The following is a 19,674-nucleotide window of genomic DNA, read 5'->3' as shown; positions in this document are numbered from 1 at the left end:
CATGATTAGAAAAAGAAATCAGACCCTTGGGGAGTTCATTATTGAAAACCAGGATTCTTTCAAATACTCATCCGGAGAACTTTCCAAGCTGATAAACGCCATACGCTTAGCGGCAAAAGTAGTTAACCACGAAGTAAACAAAGCAGGTCTTGTCGATGTTATTGGGGCTGCCGGAGACACCAACATTCAAGGAGAAGATCAACAGAAATTGGATGTTTTCGCCAATGAAAAGTTTATCCAGACCCTTAAGAATAGGGAAATAGTCTGTGGAATAGCCTCGGAAGAAGAGGACGATTTTATCAGTATCAATAGCAATGATGAACAGCATCAGAACAAATATGTCGTTCTAATTGATCCCCTGGACGGTTCTTCTAATATAGATGTCAATGTTTCCGTTGGGACAATTTTTTCCATTTACCGAAGGATCACCCCTGTTGGAACACCTGTCACACTGGAGGACTTTTTACAGCCTGGTAGCAAACAGGTTGCCGCTGGCTATGTGGTATACGGCACGTCCACCATGCTGGTATACACCACTGGGGATGGTGTTAATGGCTTTACCCTAAACCCGGCATTGGGTACCTTTTACTTGTCCCACCCCGATATGAAGTTTCCGGAAACCGGTAAGATATATTCGGTCAACGAGGGCAACTACATACATTTCTTACAGGGTGTTAAAGACTATATCAAATACTGCCAAGAGGAAGAAGACGACAGACCTTATACTTCCAGGTATATTGGTTCCCTAGTATCGGATTTTCATAGAAATATGATCAAGGGAGGTATTTATATGTATCCCAAAAGCAGTATTACGGAAAGTGGAAAGCTTAGACTGCTATATGAGTGTAATCCAATGGCGTTTATAGCGGAACAAGCGAACGGATTGGCAGTAGGCGGTAAAACCCGTATTCTGGACATTGTTCCCACGGAACTACACCAACGTGTACCTTTCTTTTGCGGAAGTCGAAAAATGGTAGAAAAACTACAACAATTTTTGGATAAGTATCATTAAAAAGAGAGACTAAAAGTCTCCCTTTTTTTAATGCAATTCAATTTAACGTTTCAATAAGTAGCTGTAATCTTCAAAATCAATTTTCCCACTAAATATTTTGACGGAACGTTTTATAATTTTGTCCGCAGTTTCAGTAGAATACCCAAGACCGATGGCATATTTTCTCAACAGCACCATTTCTTCGTCATCTATAACACTATCCGCAAAAATAATCGTAAAAAGGTCATATAGTCGCTCCAATCTCTTTTCTGAATCGATGGGTGGTTCAATAGGATATTTATTGGTGGGTTTCATTACCTCCTTATATTCTTCAACAGAGATATTCAACTTAAGTGCAAACCTGTCCAATAACTCTTTTTCTTGCTCGTCTATTACCCCATCAGAAGCCGCCAAAGTAGCCATGGCTGCAAAATGCGCTAAATTTCTTCTGTGTTCACTATTACCGTATAAATCTGTAAATGACATATAATATTAATTATTAGGACACAAATATAAATTTTTTAGAGGTCATAGTTTATATACTTACGAACTTTGTTTTGGGTTCAAATTCGTATTTTCACAGGGCTATGAAAGACCCACTTTTAGAATTTACAGATAAAGGAATTTACTGCAGTGCCGCCAAGGTATATTTAGACCCATGGAAACCTGTGGACAAGGCCATAATTTCGCATGGCCATGCGGATCACAGTCGCTGGGGGCATAAACATTATATTACCCATCACAGAAATGTACCCATAATATCTCACAGACTGGGAGAGATAAACGTCGTTGGAAAAGAATGGGGCGAGACCTTTATTATAAACAATGTGAAATTCAGCCTGCATCCTGCTGGGCATATCATTGGATCGTCCCAGATTCGTGTGGAGCACAAAGGTGAAGTATGGGTATTTACGGGCGATTACAAAACGGAAGATGATGGTATCTCAACACCTTATGAGCCCATAAAATGCCATACCTTCATTACTGAATGTACTTTTGGGCTACCGGCCTTTAAATGGACTGCCCAAGCGTCCGTTTTGGATGATATAAATCAATGGTGGAGTGAGAATAGAGCAGAAGGAAAAACATCCGTATTATTCGGGTATAGTCTAGGTAAGGCACAGCGCTTGTTAAAATATCTGGACACTGATATTGGAAAAATATATACGCATGGTGCCATTGAAAATATGACTCAGGTCTTGCGCCCTTTGGTCGATTTTCCTGAAACTACTTTAATCACAAGGGAAACCAAAAAAGACGAACTTTTGGGAAATATAGTGCTTGCCCCTCCCAGTGCCCATGGCTCCACATGGATCAGGAAGATGGTGCCTTTTGTAACGGCTTCCGCCAGTGGATGGATGACCTTTCGCGGTGCCAGAAGACGTAGGGCAATTGACAAGGGCTTTGTGCTTAGTGACCATTGTGATTGGCAAGGACTTTTGGACAGTATTGAAGCAACAGGTGCTGAAAAAATTATTAGTACCCATGGCTATACAGAAATATTTTCTCGCTATTTAAGGGAGCAAGGTTATGATGCCCGTACCGAGGAAACACAGTACGGGGAAGAAGAAATTGAAGCGAATGTCGCTAAGGAAGAAGTTGAAGCATGAAGAAATTTGCAGCACTTATCAAAGCCTTGGACAGTACGAACAAGACGAACCTTAAAGTTAGTGCGTTATCAGCGTATTTTAAGAATGTGGATGATAAGGACAAAGTATGGACTATTGCCATCCTTTCCCACCGCCGTCCACCCAGACCCGTGAATACGACACTTCTACGAGAATGGGCTTCTGAGTTGGCCGACATCCCTTTATGGCTTTTTGAAGAAAGTTATCATATCGTGGGTGATTTGGCAGAGACCATCGCACTGATAATTCCATCCTCTAAAACATCCACGGAAAAAAGTTTGACCCAGTTCCTTGAGGAAATGATTTCATTAAAGAAGAAATCCGATGAGAAGAAAAAGGCCTACCTCTATGATAATTGGAAAGTACTGGATTACTATGAGCGATTCGTTTTCACCAAATTGATTACTGGTGGATTCCGTATTGGTGTGAGTCAAAAATTAATGACGAGGGCCCTCTCCAGCGCAACGGAGATTGACGAGGATATTTTAGCTTATAAACTAATGGGTAATTGGGATCCCAATATCATCAGCTTTCAAGAACTAATACTTGAGGAGAACGAAAGTGATTATCTATCCAAACCTTACCCATTTTATCTAGCCTATGCCATTGAAGATGAAGTGGAAGATCTGGGACCGGTAGCCGACTGGTCCTTAGAACATAAATGGGACGGTATTCGTTCGCAGGTTATCCTAAGAAACGACGAAATATTCGTTTGGAGTCGTGGCGAGGAATTGGTCACCGATAAGTATCCTGAATTCAATTCCTTCATAGGCAGCATTCCCAACGGTACGGTAATCGACGGAGAGATACTACCTTTTCCTAACCAAGCAATTGGCACTTTTAACGAGTTACAAACAAGAATCGGCAGAAAAACGGTTTCAAAATCACTCTTGGAAAAGGTTCCCGTAATCCTAAAAGCTTACGACCTTTTGGAATGGGAGGGCCAGGATATACGGAACAAACCTTTTTTAGAAAGAAGGCGTTTACTGGAAACTTTATTTAAATCGATAGGTCGTACTGAGGAAATTCAAGGTACAGACTCTCAGCACAGTCGAAGTGTGGTCCCTGAGAGGAATCAAATTGTGGTCCCTGAGCGGAGTCGAAGGGACATTCCCTTTCACCTCTCTGAAACCATGTCCTTTAATTCATGGGAAGAAGTGGCCAAAGAGCGGGGACGGTCCAGGGAAATGCGGAGCGAGGGATTGATGTTGAAGCGTAAGGATTCGCCCTACTTGGTCGGCAGGAAAAAAGGGGATTGGTGGAAATGGAAGGTAGACCCCTTAACTATTGATGCCGTACTTACCTACGCCATGAGAGGTCACGGTCGAAGAAGTAATTTGTTTACCGATTATACTTTTGCGCTTTGGGACGAGAACGAAGATGGAGAAAAAGAACTGGTCACTTTTGCTAAGGCCTACTCCGGATTGACCGATGCGGAATTCAGAAAAGTGGATGCGTGGATAAAGAAAAATACACTTGAACGTTTTGGACCGGTCCGCAGCGTGACGCCGCATCATGTTTTCGAAATCGCTTTTGAAGGCATAGCGTTATCCAAACGCCATAAAAGTGGTGTGGCTACCAGGTTTCCTAGAATTTTACGGTGGAGAAAAAGACAAGACCATCCACGAGGCGGATACTTTGGTCACCCTAAAACAAATGATTGAATAGGGTTGGTTATGACCAGAGACGAACTTTACCAAATTGCTAAAGACTGGTTCAATGAACAGGGATGGAAACCTTTTCCGTTCCAAAAACAAACCTGGAAGGCTTTTTTGCAGGGTAAACACGGACTTCTAAACGCACCCACGGGCAGTGGTAAGACCTATGCGTTATGGTTTCCCATTGTACTGAATTACATTAAACAAAACCCTGACTATAAAAACAATCACAAAAAGGGTTTAAAAGCGGTGTGGATTACTCCTTTACGTGCACTATCCCAAGAAATAAGGCAATCGGCACAGCGTGTAACTGCGGATTTGGGCACCCAAATGACCGTTGGCATAAGAACAGGCGACACCACTACAAAACAAAGGGCCCAGCAAAAAAAACAGATGCCGGATTTATTGATTACCACTCCGGAAAGCCTACAACTTTTGCTTGCAACTAAAGGGTACGATAAAATTTTTAAGGATTGTAATGCAATCGTCGTAGATGAATGGCACGAGCTTTTGGGTACTAAAAGGGGTGTGCAGATGGAGCTTGCCTTATCTCGATTAACAAACGTCTCCAAAGACCTTCGTATTTGGGGAATATCCGCCACCATCGGCAACTTGGAACAAGCACGAGAAGTTTTACTGGGCCCTGATACTAAGGCTTTGGAGAACTCGGTTATGATCAAAGCCAACATCAATAAGAAAATTACGGTACGGAGTATCATTCCTGATAAAATGGAAACTTTTCCGTGGCGCGGGCACTTAGGCCTTCATTTACTGGAATATGTAATACCCATCATCAATAAAAGTAAAACCACACTGCTTTTCACCAATACCCGGAGCCAATGTGAGATATGGTTCCAAAAGATATTAGAAAAACATCCGGAATTTGCCGGAGAAATAGCCATGCATCATGGCAGCATTAATAAAGATACGCGTGTTTGGGTAGAAAATGCTATTCGTAATGAAGAGCTAAAGGCCGTGGTTTGCACATCCAGTCTAGATCTTGGTGTCGATTTCGCTCCTGTGGAAACTGTGGTCCAAATTGGTGGTCCAAAAGGGGTTGCCCGTTTTTTACAACGTGCCGGAAGAAGCGGACACAGACCGGGAAAAGAAAGTGTAATTTATTTTCTTCCCACCCACGCCATAGAGTTAATAGAGGCATCGGCGTTGCAAGAAGCCGTAAGGCAAAATGCGGTGGAGGACCGCATGCCCTATCTCAATAGTTTTGACGTTTTATTACAATATCTGACCACCTTGGCTATATCTGACGGATTTTATCCCGATGAAATATACAATGAGGTCCGTAACACATTTTGCTATCAAGCGCTGTCCAAAGAACAATGGCAATGGTTGTTGAATTTTATAGTCATGGGTAGTCAGAGCTTACAGACTTATGATGAATACAAAAAAGTGGAGATTGAAGCTGATGGCAAATTCAAAGTAAATAACAAAGGGGTAGCAATGCGGCATCGGTTTCAAATTGGTACCATAGTCGGTGATGTTAACCTTACGGTACGTTATCAAAAAGGTGGCTACATTGGCTCCATAGAGGAATATTTTATTTCCAAGCTCAACCGTGGCGACGTTTTTACGTTTGCGGGAAGAAACTTGGAATTTATCCGAATAAAGGACATGCAGGTTCATGTAAAGAATTCCACTAAAAAAACGAATAAAATATCTAGTTGGATGGGCAGTCGTTTAACGCTTTCCGCCCAAATGTCGAAGTTACTCCGTGAGGAAATGTACACTGCAAATGACGACCCAAAGAACCAATCGGTTGAAATAAGATCATTGTCCCATTTATTCGAGCGACAACGAAGGGAAAGTATCGTACCTGGACCCGATGAATTTCTGATAGAATCCTTTAAAACAAGGGACGGGTACCACCATTTGTTCTATCCTTTTGAAGGAAGATTTGTACATGAGGCCATGGGCAGTCTTTTAGGCTACCGTATAAGCCTTTTATCACCCATAACATTTTCGCTCGCGTTCAACGATTACGGTTTTGAGTTGTTGTCGGATAAGGAAATAGATATTCAACAAGTATTGGACAACAATCTCTTTACTTCTGATTATCTTTTGGACGACCTTCAAAAAAGTCTGAACGCTACAGAGATGGCTCGACGTAAATTCAGGGACGTCGCGATTATCAGCGGAATGGTCTTTACGGGGTATCCAAACAAGGGTATAAAAATGAAGCACTTGCAAAGCAACTCGCAATTATTGTTTGAAGTTTTCCGAGATTATGAGCCGGAAAACCTTCTGTTTCAACAGGCTTTCACCGAGACTTTTCAACATCAACTAGAGGAGGGGCGTTTGCGACTTTCCATGGAGCGTATTGCCACACAGAAAATCATCTGGAAACAATGTGAAAAAGCAACACCGTTCTCTTTTCCACTTATAACAGATAGGCTGAGTAGGGAAAAATTATCCAGTGAAAAACTGGAGGACCGCATTAAACGTATGGCCGCATTGTTGATGAAGAAATAATCACCGGGCTGCGATGATCAGCATAAGGCCTGCTATGTAAATTAATAACATCGCATTTAACATCCCTCCTACCCCTTTAGGAGCTCCTTTGAATTCTTTCCATACAAAAATCCCCCAGAGGGCTGCGACCACGGTTGCTCCTTGTCCAAGACCATAAGAAATCGCCGGGCCGGCCTTATCAGATGCCAAAATGCTAAAAGACATTCCAATACACCAGATGACTCCTCCCAAAATACCCATCACATGAATTTTCCTGCTGCCTTGAAAATAATTTCGATAGGAAACAGGCGCGCCCTCAAAAGGTTTTCGCATGAGAATTGTATTGAAAACGAGGTTACTTCCAAGAATTCCCAAGGCAAAAATGAACACTGCTGTGTACGGACTAAGCTTTCCGTCCACGGGAACGGTAAAATCTGAAAACATAGAATTGGCTACGTACTTATAAAACAATCCCATGAGAAGTCCCGCTACTACGGCCAATATTAATCCCTTCGTAGGCACCTTCTGCTGTACTTTGGTCAGCTTCCGGTATGCATTTGCATTTAACAATATAGCCAAAACAACCATGCCAACCCCGGCGAACAAAAGCTTAGAATCCCCCACAGGAGCATCCAAATAATTCACGATAACCCCAACTACTAGAGCAAGACCGATACCTACCGGAAATGCCACGGACATACCGGCCAGGGTAATCGCAGCTACCAAGAGAATGTTCGCTAAATTAAAGAGAATACCACCTAGAAAGGCCGACCACAAGTTACTGGAGTCCGCCTGCATTAAATCTGTCCAAAACGGTCGCCCCTCTGAACCGATGCTTCCAGCTGATAGCGCAAATAATAGTGCAAACAGGACGATACCGAATACGTAGTCCCAATAGAATAGTTCAAAACGCCAGTCTTTGGCCGCTAGTTTTTGAGTATTTGCCCAAGATCCCCAGGCCATCATCGTTATAAAACAGAAGGCAACTGCCAGTCCGTACGTTTCAATAATGAACATAGTATTTAGTGTTGGTTGATTTCTTCTTTGTAAGGCGCAGAACCTTGTGCGCCCATCTTGGTCACGGAAAGTGCCGCCGCCTTATTGGCATAAGAGATACTTTCCTTCCAAGACAAACCTTCGGACAAACAGACTGCCAATACCCCATTGAATACATCGCCTGCCGCGGTCGTATCCATGGCGGTCACTTTTTCCGTTGGTACTACCAGCTGCATATCTTCGTTCATAAAAAAAGCACCCCGCTTTCCTAAAGTAATAATAACGTTCCTTACTCCTTTGGACAATAAGGCCTTACCAGCAGCTTCCATGGATGCGTCATCATCAATGGTTATTCCCGTCAAAATTTTTGCTTCCGTCTCATTGGGCGTAATCAAATAAAGACCATCTAAAACTTCATCTTCCAAAACCTGGGCAGGAGCGGGGTTGATGATAAGCGGCTGATCGGTCAGTTTACTATAGCGGGCTAAAAAGGAAATGGTTTCCAAAGGTATTTCCAACTGGGTCAATATTAAGGCATCATTATCCATTTCCTCCATAACCTCAGATACATATATTGGAGAAAGCAAAGCATTGGTTCCTGAGGCTACCACAATTTCATTTTCACCCAGCTCATTCACTGTTATTAAAGCTACACCGGAGGCTGCACCCTTCACTATTTTGGCCTTGGAAATATCAATCCCTTCTTCTTCGTATCCTGAAAGCGCATTTTTACCAAACACATCATCTCCTACTGAACAGATAAAAAAAACTTCTCCGCCAGCCCTAGTGGCCGCAACGGCTTGGTTTGCACCCTTTCCACCAGGGAACATAAAGAAATCCCCGCCAATAATAGTTTCTCCCGGTTCCGGGAAACGTGGGGTTTTAACTACCATATCCGTATTGGAACTTCCAATAACGATTATTTGGGCCATTTTTTATGAGTTGTATTCCTGTTACAAAGTAGGCATTACCGGAAAATAAAACAAGCCTCAATTCTTACCTTTGTCATTGTGAACACAGCTTCTATTCTTCTCCAAAATCAAAATTTCGTCATGCACCCCTCGGGTGTACTCTTTTGGCAAGAAAGGTCCACCCTCATCATAAGTGATGTGCATCTAGGAAAAATATCCCATTTCCGGAAATTTGGAGCGGCCGTTCCTCAAAAAGCGGTTGGTCAGAATTTTATGGTCATGACGGGGGTTATCCAACATTTCAAGCCGACGGTCATCATTTTTTTGGGTGATTTATTCCACTCTTCCGTTAACAAGGAGTGGCAATTCTTTGAGAAATGGATTGCAACACTTACTGCAAAAATTATTTTAGTAAGTGGAAATCATGATATTATTTCTCCTCTACGCTATGAAGATATAGGGGTTCAGGTGTCCAAGGAGATTATATGGGAAGATTTTCTGCTTACACACCACCCGGAAGAAAGGGAAGGTCTCTTTAATTTTTCAGGTCATGTGCATCCCGCCATACGGTTGCATGGGATTGGGAGGCAGTCGGTTCGTTTACGGTGTTTTTTTAGAACTAAAAATCAAATGATTTTGCCGGCTTTTGGGGAATTTACAGGTAATTACACTATGAAACCTACACCTGGATGCGAGGCCTATGCGCTACTTGGAGATACGGTGCTTCAAGTACCATTAAAGGAGACAAAGCGACGCAGAAGATTTTAGAAAAGTCCGTATTGTGCTGGTTTGAGACAAATCAATACACTTAAAGGCTATATTTTAGCGAAAATAATGTCCTATGAAAAAGCTTGCGGTTCTCAACTTATTTTCAGTGGTTTTAGTAATTGCCGTTAATTATATTTCACAGGCACTTAGGCTGAATAATACTACTATTGGGGAAATTAGTGCCAAATACGATAATCTATTTACTCCTGCCTCATACGCTTTTGCCATTTGGGGAATAATATTCATTAGCTTATTGGCGTACGGAATATTTCAAGTGCGTCGGGCTTTTTTTAGCGACAAACAAAGTGAATTTATTCAAGAAACCGGTTATTGGTTCCTAGCGTCCAACCTTTTGAATGCAGCCTGGGTGTTTGCTTTTGTATACGACTTTACGGGACTATCGGTAATAATCATGCTTGGAATCTTGTTCTCCTTGATAAAAATAATTTTGAACATGAACATGGAACGATGGGATGCCCCAATAACTACAATCGCTTTTGTTTGGTGGCCCATCTGCATTTATAGCGGTTGGATTGCGGTAGCGACCATTGCCAATATTGCTGCTTATTTAAGCAAACTCGGGTGGAGCGGAAACCCGTTATCCGAGATTAGTTGGACCATAATAATGATTGGAATAGCAACCCTACTAAACCTCTTAATGGTTTGGATGCGTAATATGCGGGAGTTTGCATTCGTAGGAGTTTGGGCCCTATTTGCTATCTATATACGCCACAAAGAAACTTTGGAAAACATTGCCTACAGCGCTTTAATCGGCAGTATTTTGCTCTTGGGCGCTATCCTAGTACATGGCTATAAGAATAGGCATACCAACCCTTTCGAAAAATTAAAAGAAAGATTGGCGAGCGACTAGACCATACTTTTAATGTCATTGACCCATGATGGATACGTGAAAATCGTACTCTGCAAATCATCGGCGGTCATTTTGGCATTGATGGCCATGGTCAGAATATTGATAGTCTCCCCAGCATCAGGGCCTAAGATATGAGCTCCAACAATTTCTTGAGTCCGTTCGTTCAAAATAATTTTATAGCTGTATACTGGTGCGTTGATTCTTTTGGCGTTAAACCAATTGGGAACCGAAGCTTGTTTGACCAGAATACTTTTATACCTGCTTCTCGCTTCCTCCTCGGAATATCCAACAGAAGCCAAATTGGGCAATGTAAATATCACCGACGGGATAACCGGGACGTTTATTTTTTTAGAATTTCCGTTCAAAATGTTAGTAGCTACTACATAACCCTCACGTCCGGAAAGTGGGGTAAGTGGTAATCCATTGGCAGAGACGTCGCCACATGTATATACCTTAGGATTACTTTTACTCTGCAAGAAAGCATTGGTCTCTATGCCACTCTCGCTAAAAGTGACGTTTCCTTTTTCCAACACAAGTTCGGATAGTGCTGGAACCCGACCGGCCGTATTAAATACAGCTCTGGACTTCAAAGATTTGGTAGTCCCGTTTATATCGTATTTCAGTTTAAAATTCTTCCGTAATTTTTTGACCGCTGCGGTCTTGGCGCCAAAAATGAATTCTATACCCAGTTTTTTTGAGTATTTGGTGAGCTCCTTTACCAACTCGGCATCAAAAGCGCTCAAGGGACGTTCGCCTGTTTCCAAGACCGTAACCTTGGCTCCTGCCCTGACCGCCATATGAGCAAATTCCAAACCCACATAACCGGCGCCAATAAACGTAATATGTTTGGGCATTTTTTTTAACCTTAAAAAATCGTCACTGGTTAATAAATGCTCATGCCCCTTAAAGGACAATTTGCGTGGTTCATAACCCGTGGCAATAACAATTGTTTTTGCGGTCACTTTTTTCCCTTCTACCTTTAAGGTATCCTCGTTCAGGAATTTTGGGGATTGATGGTACAGTTGAATGCCCAGACCCTTTAAATCCTTTTCTGTGCTTTTTGGAACGGCAGCGGTAAATTCTTTTTTAAACTTCTGAAGTTTTTTCCAGTTTATTTTGGGGAGTTTTGTAATACCCTTCCCTTGTAATTGACGAGCAGCTTCAAGAACTTCCGTAGTCCCTAAGAGTACTTTTTTAGGGTCGCAGCCTCTATTGGCACAGGTACCCCCGTATTCACGTTTGTCGGCAATGGCCACTTTTTTACCTGCTTCGGCACATGCCTTGGCCACCGTCTGACCTGCGATACCGCTGCCAATCACGAAAACATCAAATTGATTTTCTTTCATCACTTTAAGATATAAAAATTAAAGATGGGGCGTTAATGGGGTTATCATTGATGCAAATTAGACAACTTTGAACGCAATACGTTTCGCATGGTTATGTATCTTTGCATTTCAAATTTTTAGCGGTTGACGCATTCCTCCATTCAACAACTATTCGCACAGTCTTCCAACACCGGAAAACTAGTAAATGCTATTGCCCAATCCGAAGGTTCGGATGATTCCAAAGTTTATATAAAGGGTCTTACAGGTTCGTCTCTTTCCTTTGTGCTTTCACATGTCTTCAAGGAAGCAGACGCTCCATTTTTATTGATTTTTAACGATAAGGAAGAGGCCGCCTATTATCTGAATGATATAGAAAGACTTGTAGGTGAAAAAGACGTGCTTTTCTATCCGGGCAGTTACCGCAGGCCCTATCAGATAGAGGAGACGGACAATGCGAATGTCTTGCTCCGTGCCGAAGTACTGAACAGAATCAATTCCCGAAAGAAACCCGCCGTTATTGTCACCTATCCGGATGCGCTTTTTGAGAAGGTGGTTACCCGTAAGGAACTGGATAAAAACACCCTTAAGATAAAGCTCAACGATACACTTTCTCTGGACTTTCTAAACGAGGTGCTTTTTGAATACAAGTTCAAACGCGTGGATTTTGTAACGGAACCAGGTGAGTTTTCGGTACGCGGCGGAATTGTAGATGTATTTTCTTTTTCACACGATGAACCTTATCGGATTGAATTTTTTGGGGACGAAGTAGATAGTATGCGAACCTTTGATGTAGAGACGCAGCTTTCTACGGAAAAGGTGAAAAAAATCAGTATTATTCCTAACGTAGCCAATAAAATGCTACGGGAAAAACGGGAGGGTTTCCTCAAATATATAGCATCTGAAACGGTAATTTTTTCCAAAAACACCGATTTTCTTTTTGACCGTTTGGACGACTTTTTTGTAAAGGCCAAAGAAGCTTTTCAAAAATTATCCAAAGAAATAAAGCATGCCGAACCAGAGGAATTATTCTTAAATTCAGACCAGTTCAAAGAACAAGTAGAACATTTTAGATTGATTTCTCTCAACGCTACCCAAAATGGAGGTACCGTAATTAAATTCAATACAAAACCGCAACCTTCTTTCAATAAGAAGTTCGATTTATTGATAGAAAACCTCAACGAGAATCACTCTAAAGGATATTCCAATTATATTTTCTGCGCATCGGAACAACAGGCAAAACGCTTCCATGATATTTTTGAGGAAGTCGGGCAACAAGTGCATTATAAGACCATTGTTTTTCCCTTGCACCAAGGATTTATAGATGATGACCTTAAACTGGTCTGTTATACGGATCATCAAATATTTGAACGCTACCATAAGTTCCATCTAAAGAATGGGTATGCCAAAAAGCAGGCTATTACCCTAAAAGATTTGAACAAACTGGAAATTGGGGACTACGTCACCCATATAGACCATGGTATCGGAAAATTTGGTGGACTTCAAAAAATAGATGTAGAGGGCAGGAAACAAGAAGCTATTAAGTTGATGTACGGGGAACGTGATATTCTCTATGTGAGCATTCATTCCCTACACAAAATATCCAAATTTAATGGAAAGGACGGTGCAGCACCCAAAATCTATAAATTAGGTTCAGGGGCTTGGAAAAAGGCGAAGGACAAGACCAAATCCAGGGTAAAGAAAATAGCATTTGACCTTATAAAAGTGTATGCCAAAAGACGGTTGGAAAAAGGCTTTCAATATGACCCGGACAGCTATCTGCAGAACGAACTGGAAGCCTCCTTCATCTATGAGGATACACCAGATCAGAGTAGCGCAACGGACGATATTAAAAAAGACATGGAAAGCGAACGCCCCATGGACCGTTTAATTTGTGGTGATGTAGGCTTCGGCAAGACCGAAGTTGCCATCCGTGCCGCTTTTAAAGCCGTGGATAATGGCAAACAGGTTGCCGTATTGGTGCCCACGACGATTCTGGCATTCCAACATCACCGCACATTTACCGAGCGATTAAAGGATATGCCCGTTTCCGTAGATTACCTAAACCGGTTCCGTACAGCAAAGGAACGTAGGGAGACCTTGGAAAAACTGGAAGCCGGAAAAGTGGATATTATCATCGGTACGCATCAATTGGTGAACAAAAATGTGAAGTTTAAGGATTTGGGGCTTCTAATTGTTGACGAGGAACAGAAATTTGGCGTGGCCGTAAAAGATAAATTGAAATCGATTAAAGAAAACGTAGATGTACTAACCTTAACGGCAACCCCAATTCCTAGAACGTTACAGTTTAGTCTTATGGCGGCTAGGGACCTCTCCGTTATCAACACCGCACCACCCAACCGATATCCCATAGAAAGTAGTGTAATCAGATTTAACGAAGAAACCATACGGGACGCGATCAGCTATGAAATTGAACGTGGTGGACAGATTTTCTTTATCCATAATAGAATAGAAAATATTAAAGAAGTAGCGGGCATGATCCAGCGTTTGGTACCTGATGCCAAAGTAGGTATTGGACATGGCCAAATGGAGGGAAAACGGTTGGAAAATTTAATGCTAGGCTTTATAAACGGTGAGTTTGACGTTCTCGTTTCTACGACCATCGTAGAAAGCGGCTTGGACGTTACAAATGCCAATACCATTTTTATAAACAATGCGAACAACTTTGGACTCAGCGACCTACACCAGATGCGCGGCCGCGTAGGTCGTGGAAATAAAAAGGCATTTTGCTATTTCATAACCCCGCCCTATGACGTGATGACGACCGATGCCAGGAAACGAATTGAGGCACTAGAGCAATTTACGGAGCTGGGAAGTGGTTTCAACATTGCCATGAAAGATTTGGAGATTCGTGGTGCCGGGGATTTGTTGGGAGGTGAGCAGAGCGGGTTTATTAATGAAATTGGATTTGAAACCTATCAAAAAATTCTAGCGGAAGCCATTGATGAGCTCAAGGAAAACGAGTTCAAAGACTTGTATGAGGAGGTAGAAGGAAAGACCGATAAAATTTTTGTGAAGGAAACTCAAATCGATTCTGATTTTGAGCTGCTATTCCCAGACGATTACATTAACAACATCACCGAGCGCTTGACTTTGTATACCGATTTGAACCAGGTTAAGAATGAAGAGGAACTCCAGAAGTTTGAAGCACAACTCGTGGATCGTTTTGGTGAACTTCCTACAAATGCAGAGGATTTGTTGAATTCCGTCCGTATCAAATGGATAGCGAGCAACATTGGGCTTGAGAAAATAGTGATGAAAAAAGGCAAGCTTATTGGATATTTCATCGCGGACCAACAATCGGATTTTTATCAAAGTCCAACGTTTACCAAAGTACTTCAATTTGTACAGAGCCATCCACAGCACTGTAAAATGAAGGAAAAAAATACCCGTAAAGGACTCCGACTTTTATTGACCTTTGAACATATCACTTCGGTTGATAAAGCCCTAAAAGCTTTGAAGCCTTTTGAGACTAAAAAGGCAACTGCCGTTCAAACCAGTTAGCTGAATTATTAGTGAAAGATCGGCTGCTAAAAAGACTTCAAAAACAGCCACAGCACCGGTATTTCATGGAAATGCCGTGATAATGTCGGGTCAAATTTCAGAAAGTTCGTAGGTTTGGTTTTATCTTGATTGTATCATTGTGGAAACATGTTAAATGCAACATCATGAAACAACCATTATTAGGAATTAAAATCACGGAACTCCGCAAGCAAAAAGGATTTACGCAAGAAGAATTGGTGGACTTGTGCAATATAAATGTCCGCACCCTACAGCGCATTGAAAATGGAGAAGTAAGTCCAAGGAGCTATACGATCAAAACAATTTTGTCAGCGCTTGATCAAGATTATGAAGAATTATATGAGAAGGATGCCGAAATATCTGAAAAATTAAACCTCGATTCTCCCAAAGAGGCAACCTCGGTTTATAAATTATTGACGTTCGCATGGATAGCCGGTATTATCTACTTTCTTTTTGGTGTCCCGGAAGGCATTGCAGATTGGTTTCGATTTTCGGAGGATGAATTGGTCTTTGGTACCACAGGGCATCTGGCCTTAAAAATAGGGTCCTTTATTTTTTACGCCTTCACCATTTATGGTTTTTTAATAGCGGGAAGACTGCTGAAAAATTATTTGATGAAAATCATTTCCATTTTGATGCTCTTCGCGCTATTCTTTTTTTACCTTTTTGATGGTATCTCACTATTTTATCCCTCCATCGCCGTAGAAGCCATTTTCGTGGCAGAAAGTATCCTTACCGGAATATTGGGAGTTCTCTTCGGTATTGCCATCATCAAGTCCCAAAAGCAATTTGGGTCGGTGGCCTATGTGGCCGGAGGTATGGAAATTTTGGCGGCCTTCTTTCTTTTAACTATCGTTCTTGCTCCTCTGGGTTTGATATTGTTACTCCCGGCCATAATTCTGGAAGTGGTGCTGCTTTATAAGTTAAGCGCCATGGTAAAGGAGTACAAAGGCTAATGATTGGGATTTAGTCTTCGTAATTATGTATCTTCATGTCCTTCTAACCCACAATTAGAAAAATGTCTATACCCACACTATCCTTCTCACTGGCGGAGAAATCGGCCATTGTCAAATTGATGTATGCTGTAATCCTGGCCGATGGATATTTGCATCCCGGAGAAATCAATGCTTTTAAGCATTTCATGTACGCCTTTGATTTTGACAGTAATTTTATACAACAGGCAAATGCCATAAGTAAAGAACAAGGAGAAATGATTCTTCTACAAATGCCGGCAGAAAAAAAGAGACATTTCCTTCAACTTCTAAAGGACATGGCAAAATCAGATGGTTTTGTGCATAAAAAGGAAATAGCATTGATTCTAAATTTTTGCGCCACCATAGGGATTGAGTAACAAAGAAAGCAAAGAGGAACAGTACATTTTATACCTAAAGGAGACTCGAAATAAAGGATTATATTTAAGTATCTTTAAATATTATGGTCCAACCATTTATAAATTTTAGATATCATGAAACGCATATCCTTCATATTGTATTGTTTTATACTGATTGTCTCCTGTAAAAGTGAGCCGAAAGAGAATTCTGTTGACCGTTCAACGATTATTACGGATCAAGCCATAGCACGATTGGATTCCGTTTTGCAAAACTTTGTAGATTCTGGGAACGTTGCCGGAGTTTCAGCCCTCATATACGAAAAAGACAAAGAGGTCTATTATAACGCTTTCGGTTATGCGGATAGGGAGTCAAATAAAAAAATGGATCGTAACACGATTGTACAAATATATTCGATGACCAAACCGATTACGGGAGTGGCCTTAATGACGCTCTATGAAGATGGAAAATTTGACTTGGATGACCCACTGTCTAAATATGCACCGGAATTTGCAGACATGAAGGTTTACGTGGGCGAAGATACTAATGGGAACCCAATACTGGAAGATGCCAACAGGGAGATTACCATAAGGGATATTACACGCCATACTGCAGGTTTTAAACGCAGTGCGGATTCAACCTATGTAGGTCAACTCCTAGCGAAGGCCGATCCTCTGAATAGAGAGAATACCTTGTCGCAGATGGCAGAAAAAATGGGGGCTATACCCTTGGTCTTTCACCCGGGGAAGCAATGGGAATATGGACCTTGCGTAGATGTGCAAGCTTTTATGGTAGAGCGTATTTCTGGAATGCCCTATGCCGACTATGTTCAAAAAAACGTTTTGAACAAATTAAGGATGAACGATACCCGTTATTTTATTCCCGAGGAAGATCGCAAGGATTTCGCTGCCATGTACATAAGAAAAGAAGAAGGGGAATTGGTACGGGATTCCCTTACGTACGAAAACTACACTAAACACTGGCCATTGACCCGCGGGGGTTCGGGACTCACCTCTACGCTAGACGATTATATGAAATTTGCCCGAATGCTTTTAAACAAAGGAACATTGGACAGCACTACTATTCTTAATCCTGAAACCATAGAACTTATGGCCACCAACCAATTGGCCGACAGCGTTACGGAACGCTCTTTTCTTCCTAGCAAAGGGCAGGTGGGCTTTGGAATCGATTTTGCCATAAGAGTGGCGCCGCCCGCATCTGCCGATGAGAATATGGGAGAGGTAGGTGAGTTTTTCTGGGACGGTGCCGCTTCAACACTTTTTTGGGTAGACCCTAAAAACGAACTTACAGCCGTTCTTTTTGTTCAACTGTTCCCATATGATCCCATAAGACTCCATAAAAGTTTTAGGGATGCAGTTTATGGGCTTTATGAATCCGATTCTACTTCCAAAAAGCTGTGATAATCATAACAGTAAGTCGCCATATAAGTTTATAAAACTTATTTTTAAAAAATACTTATAAACTATGCTAAATTCATATTGGAGAACTTGTTCTGTTATGCTCGCTCTGGCATTTACCATGCTTTTCACGGCATGTACGGATAAGGAATCCCCGGTAGATTTTATCGTTTGGAACGCTACTATTTGGACCGGCAATAGTGAACTAGCTACGGCCAAGGCCATGGCAATATCTGGGGATACCATTATAGATATTGGGGCGGATATTGATATTCTCACATTAAAAGGGCCAAATACGAAGCTATTGGACATGGAGGGTGCATTTATTACACCTGGGTTTATTGATAGTCATGTGCATTTAATGATGGGTGGCAATGCGTTACTTAGTGTACAATTACGAGACGCCGCAACCCCGGAAGAATTCACCAAACGCATTGGAGATTATACAGCTACTTTACAACCGGACAATTGGGTTCTAGAAGGAAATTGGGATCATACCCTTTGGGGAGGAGAGCTTCCTAAGAAAGAATGGATTGATGAGGTTACGAGTGAAAATCCAGTAGCCTTGTATCGTTTGGACGGCCACATGCTTTTAGCAAATTCGCTAGCATTAAGACTCTCAGGAATCGATAAAAATACCCCTGACATCGAAGGTGGGCAAATTGTAAGATATCCAGATGGCACACCGACGGGCATCTTAAAGGATAATGCAATGAACTTAGTCTTGGAAAATATATCTCCCATGACAACTGAAGAAAAAGAAAGTGCCTTAAAAGCAGCGATGAATTACCTATTATCTCAAGGAGTTACCTCCGTTCATGATGTGGATAGTTTGGGCACCTATTCCGTAGCCAAAAAATTAAAGGAAGATGGAAAATTAGGCATTCGGATTTACGCAATAAATCCCCTAAATTATTGGAACCGAAGATATGACAGTAGCTTGGAAAGTGACCAATGGTTAAAAACAGGCGGGCTAAAGGGCTTTGTAGATGGTTCCTTAGGTTCGCATACCGCGGCCTTCATGGCCCCTTATACGGATAAACCAAACGACAACGGATTTTTGATCAATTCAGAAGAAAATCTTTACGAATGGATTGCTATGGCGGACAAGAAGGACTTACAGGTTTTGGTTCATGCCATTGGTGATAGGGCCATCCATGAACTATTAGATATTTTTGAAAAAGTAACCAATGAAGAAGGAGTGAAAGATCGACGATTTCGAATGGAGCATGTACAACACATTACAGCCAAAGATGTCCGAAGACTTTCCGATTTAAACATTATCGCCAGCATGCAGCCATATCATGCTGTAGATGATGGCCGGTGGGCGGAAAAATTAATAGGCCCTGAACGCATAAAGACCACCTACGCCTTTAGGGATTTGTTAAATGCGGGAACGGTACTTGCATTTGGTAGTGATTGGCCTGTGGCTCCTGCCACTCCTTTGGAAGGAATCTATGCTGCGACAACACGACGTACGCTAGACGGTAAAAATCCGGATGGATGGGTGCCCGAACAAAAAATTACTGTAGAGGAAGCCCTACTGGCTTACACCAAGAATGGTGCTTTCGCATCCTTTGAAGAAGCCATAAAAGGGACACTGGAGCCAGGTAAACTGGCCGATTTTGTGGTTCTAGACAAGAATATTTTAGGGGAAAATCCAAATCAGATAAAAGATATTAAAGTATTGAAAACTTTTGTGGGCGGACAGAAAGTATATGAAGCTACATCAAATTAGATTGGTTCGAATTTTTGGTTTTGTCTTTGTGCTATC

15 protein-coding genes are annotated in these 19,674 nt (G+C 41.8%); 11 read left to right on the top strand and 4 right to left on the bottom strand.

The window, feature by feature from the left end; all coding sequences use genetic code 11:
• The first annotated feature begins 1 nt into the window (after position 1).
• Positions 2 to 1,012, top strand: coding sequence for a class 1 fructose-bisphosphatase (fbp, locus tag N8A89_RS09775; RefSeq protein ID WP_430681973.1), 1,011 nt, complete (start codon positions 2 to 4; stop codon positions 1,010 to 1,012).
• Between the two features lie 42 nt (positions 1,013 to 1,054).
• Here the strand turns inward: fbp and N8A89_RS09770 are convergent, their stop codons facing one another.
• Positions 1,055 to 1,477 (bottom strand): tellurite resistance TerB family protein, encoded by a 423-nt coding sequence (locus tag N8A89_RS09770; RefSeq protein ID WP_281542101.1) that lies wholly within the window; start codon positions 1,475 to 1,477, stop codon positions 1,055 to 1,057.
• A 101-nt stretch (positions 1,478 to 1,578) separates the two neighbouring features.
• Here N8A89_RS09770 and N8A89_RS09765 point away from each other — a divergent pair, with 101 nt between their 5' ends.
• Genes N8A89_RS09765 through N8A89_RS09755 form a run of 3 tightly spaced genes read left to right on the top strand, consistent with a single transcriptional unit; the run spans position 1,579 to position 6,764 of the window.
• Positions 1,579 to 2,601 (top strand): ligase-associated DNA damage response exonuclease, encoded by a 1,023-nt coding sequence (locus tag N8A89_RS09765; protein ID WP_281542100.1) that lies wholly within the window; start codon positions 1,579 to 1,581, stop codon positions 2,599 to 2,601.
• Complete coding sequence (locus tag N8A89_RS09760; protein WP_430681972.1) at positions 2,598 to 4,283, top strand: ATP-dependent DNA ligase; 1,686 nt, start codon at positions 2,598 to 2,600, stop codon at positions 4,281 to 4,283. Before N8A89_RS09765 ends, N8A89_RS09760 begins: the two co-directional genes overlap by 4 nt.
• Positions 4,284 to 4,295: 12 nt before the next feature.
• Entirely contained in the window at positions 4,296 to 6,764 is a 2,469-nt protein-coding gene (locus tag N8A89_RS09755) for a ligase-associated DNA damage response DEXH box helicase (protein ID WP_281542099.1), read from the top strand.
• Here N8A89_RS09755 and N8A89_RS09750 read toward each other — a convergent pair whose 3' ends face one another.
• Positions 6,765 to 7,760 (bottom strand): GRP family sugar transporter, encoded by a 996-nt coding sequence (locus N8A89_RS09750; protein ID WP_281542098.1) that lies wholly within the window; start codon positions 7,758 to 7,760, stop codon positions 6,765 to 6,767.
• Between the two features lie 5 nt (positions 7,761 to 7,765).
• Entirely contained in the window at positions 7,766 to 8,671 is a 906-nt protein-coding gene (rbsK, locus tag N8A89_RS09745) for a ribokinase (RefSeq protein ID WP_289644245.1), read from the bottom strand.
• Between the two features lie 78 nt (positions 8,672 to 8,749).
• On the opposite strand from rbsK, the gene pdeM reads away from it, so the two are divergent.
• On the top strand, positions 8,750 to 9,418 hold the full coding sequence (gene pdeM / locus N8A89_RS09740; protein WP_289644242.1) for a ligase-associated DNA damage response endonuclease PdeM: 669 nt from the start codon (positions 8,750 to 8,752) through the stop codon (positions 9,416 to 9,418).
• A 73-nt stretch (positions 9,419 to 9,491) separates the two neighbouring features.
• Complete coding sequence (locus N8A89_RS09735) at positions 9,492 to 10,289, top strand: tryptophan-rich sensory protein (RefSeq protein WP_289644241.1); 798 nt, start codon at positions 9,492 to 9,494, stop codon at positions 10,287 to 10,289.
• On the opposite strand, the gene N8A89_RS09730 is transcribed toward N8A89_RS09735, so the two are convergent.
• Positions 10,286 to 11,635 carry a dihydrolipoyl dehydrogenase family protein gene (locus N8A89_RS09730; RefSeq protein WP_289644240.1) on the bottom strand — a complete coding sequence of 450 codons (1,350 nt, stop codon included), beginning with the start codon at positions 11,633 to 11,635 and terminating at the stop codon, positions 10,286 to 10,288. The genes N8A89_RS09735 and N8A89_RS09730 overlap by 4 nt on opposite strands.
• A gap of 123 nt (positions 11,636 to 11,758) precedes the next feature.
• On the opposite strand from N8A89_RS09730, the gene mfd reads away from it, so the two are divergent.
• From mfd to N8A89_RS09705, 5 genes are all read left to right on the top strand, one after another.
• Positions 11,759 to 15,136, top strand: a complete 3,378-nt coding sequence (mfd, locus tag N8A89_RS09725) for a transcription-repair coupling factor (RefSeq protein ID WP_281542097.1) — start codon at positions 11,759 to 11,761, stop codon at positions 15,134 to 15,136.
• 164 nt (positions 15,137 to 15,300) lie between these two features.
• Positions 15,301 to 16,110, top strand: a complete 810-nt coding sequence (locus tag N8A89_RS09720; protein WP_289644239.1) for a helix-turn-helix domain-containing protein — start codon at positions 15,301 to 15,303, stop codon at positions 16,108 to 16,110.
• Positions 16,111 to 16,172: 62 nt separating this feature from the next.
• Entirely contained in the window at positions 16,173 to 16,505 is a 333-nt protein-coding gene (locus tag N8A89_RS09715) for a TerB family tellurite resistance protein (protein ID WP_281542094.1), read from the top strand.
• 114 nt (positions 16,506 to 16,619) lie between these two features.
• Positions 16,620 to 17,903 (top strand): serine hydrolase domain-containing protein, encoded by a 1,284-nt coding sequence (locus tag N8A89_RS09710; protein WP_289644238.1) that lies wholly within the window; start codon positions 16,620 to 16,622, stop codon positions 17,901 to 17,903.
• A gap of 64 nt (positions 17,904 to 17,967) precedes the next feature.
• Positions 17,968 to 19,638, top strand: a complete 1,671-nt coding sequence (locus tag N8A89_RS09705) for an amidohydrolase (protein WP_289644237.1) — start codon at positions 17,968 to 17,970, stop codon at positions 19,636 to 19,638.
• The last annotated feature ends 36 nt before the right edge of the window (positions 19,639 to 19,674 follow it).

Source organism: Maribacter aestuarii (assembly GCF_027474845.2).
Taxonomy (GTDB): domain Bacteria; phylum Bacteroidota; class Bacteroidia; order Flavobacteriales; family Flavobacteriaceae; genus Maribacter; species Maribacter aestuarii.
The sequence above is the reverse complement of the archived record's forward strand: the minus strand, read 5'-3'. Positions and strand labels throughout refer to the sequence as shown.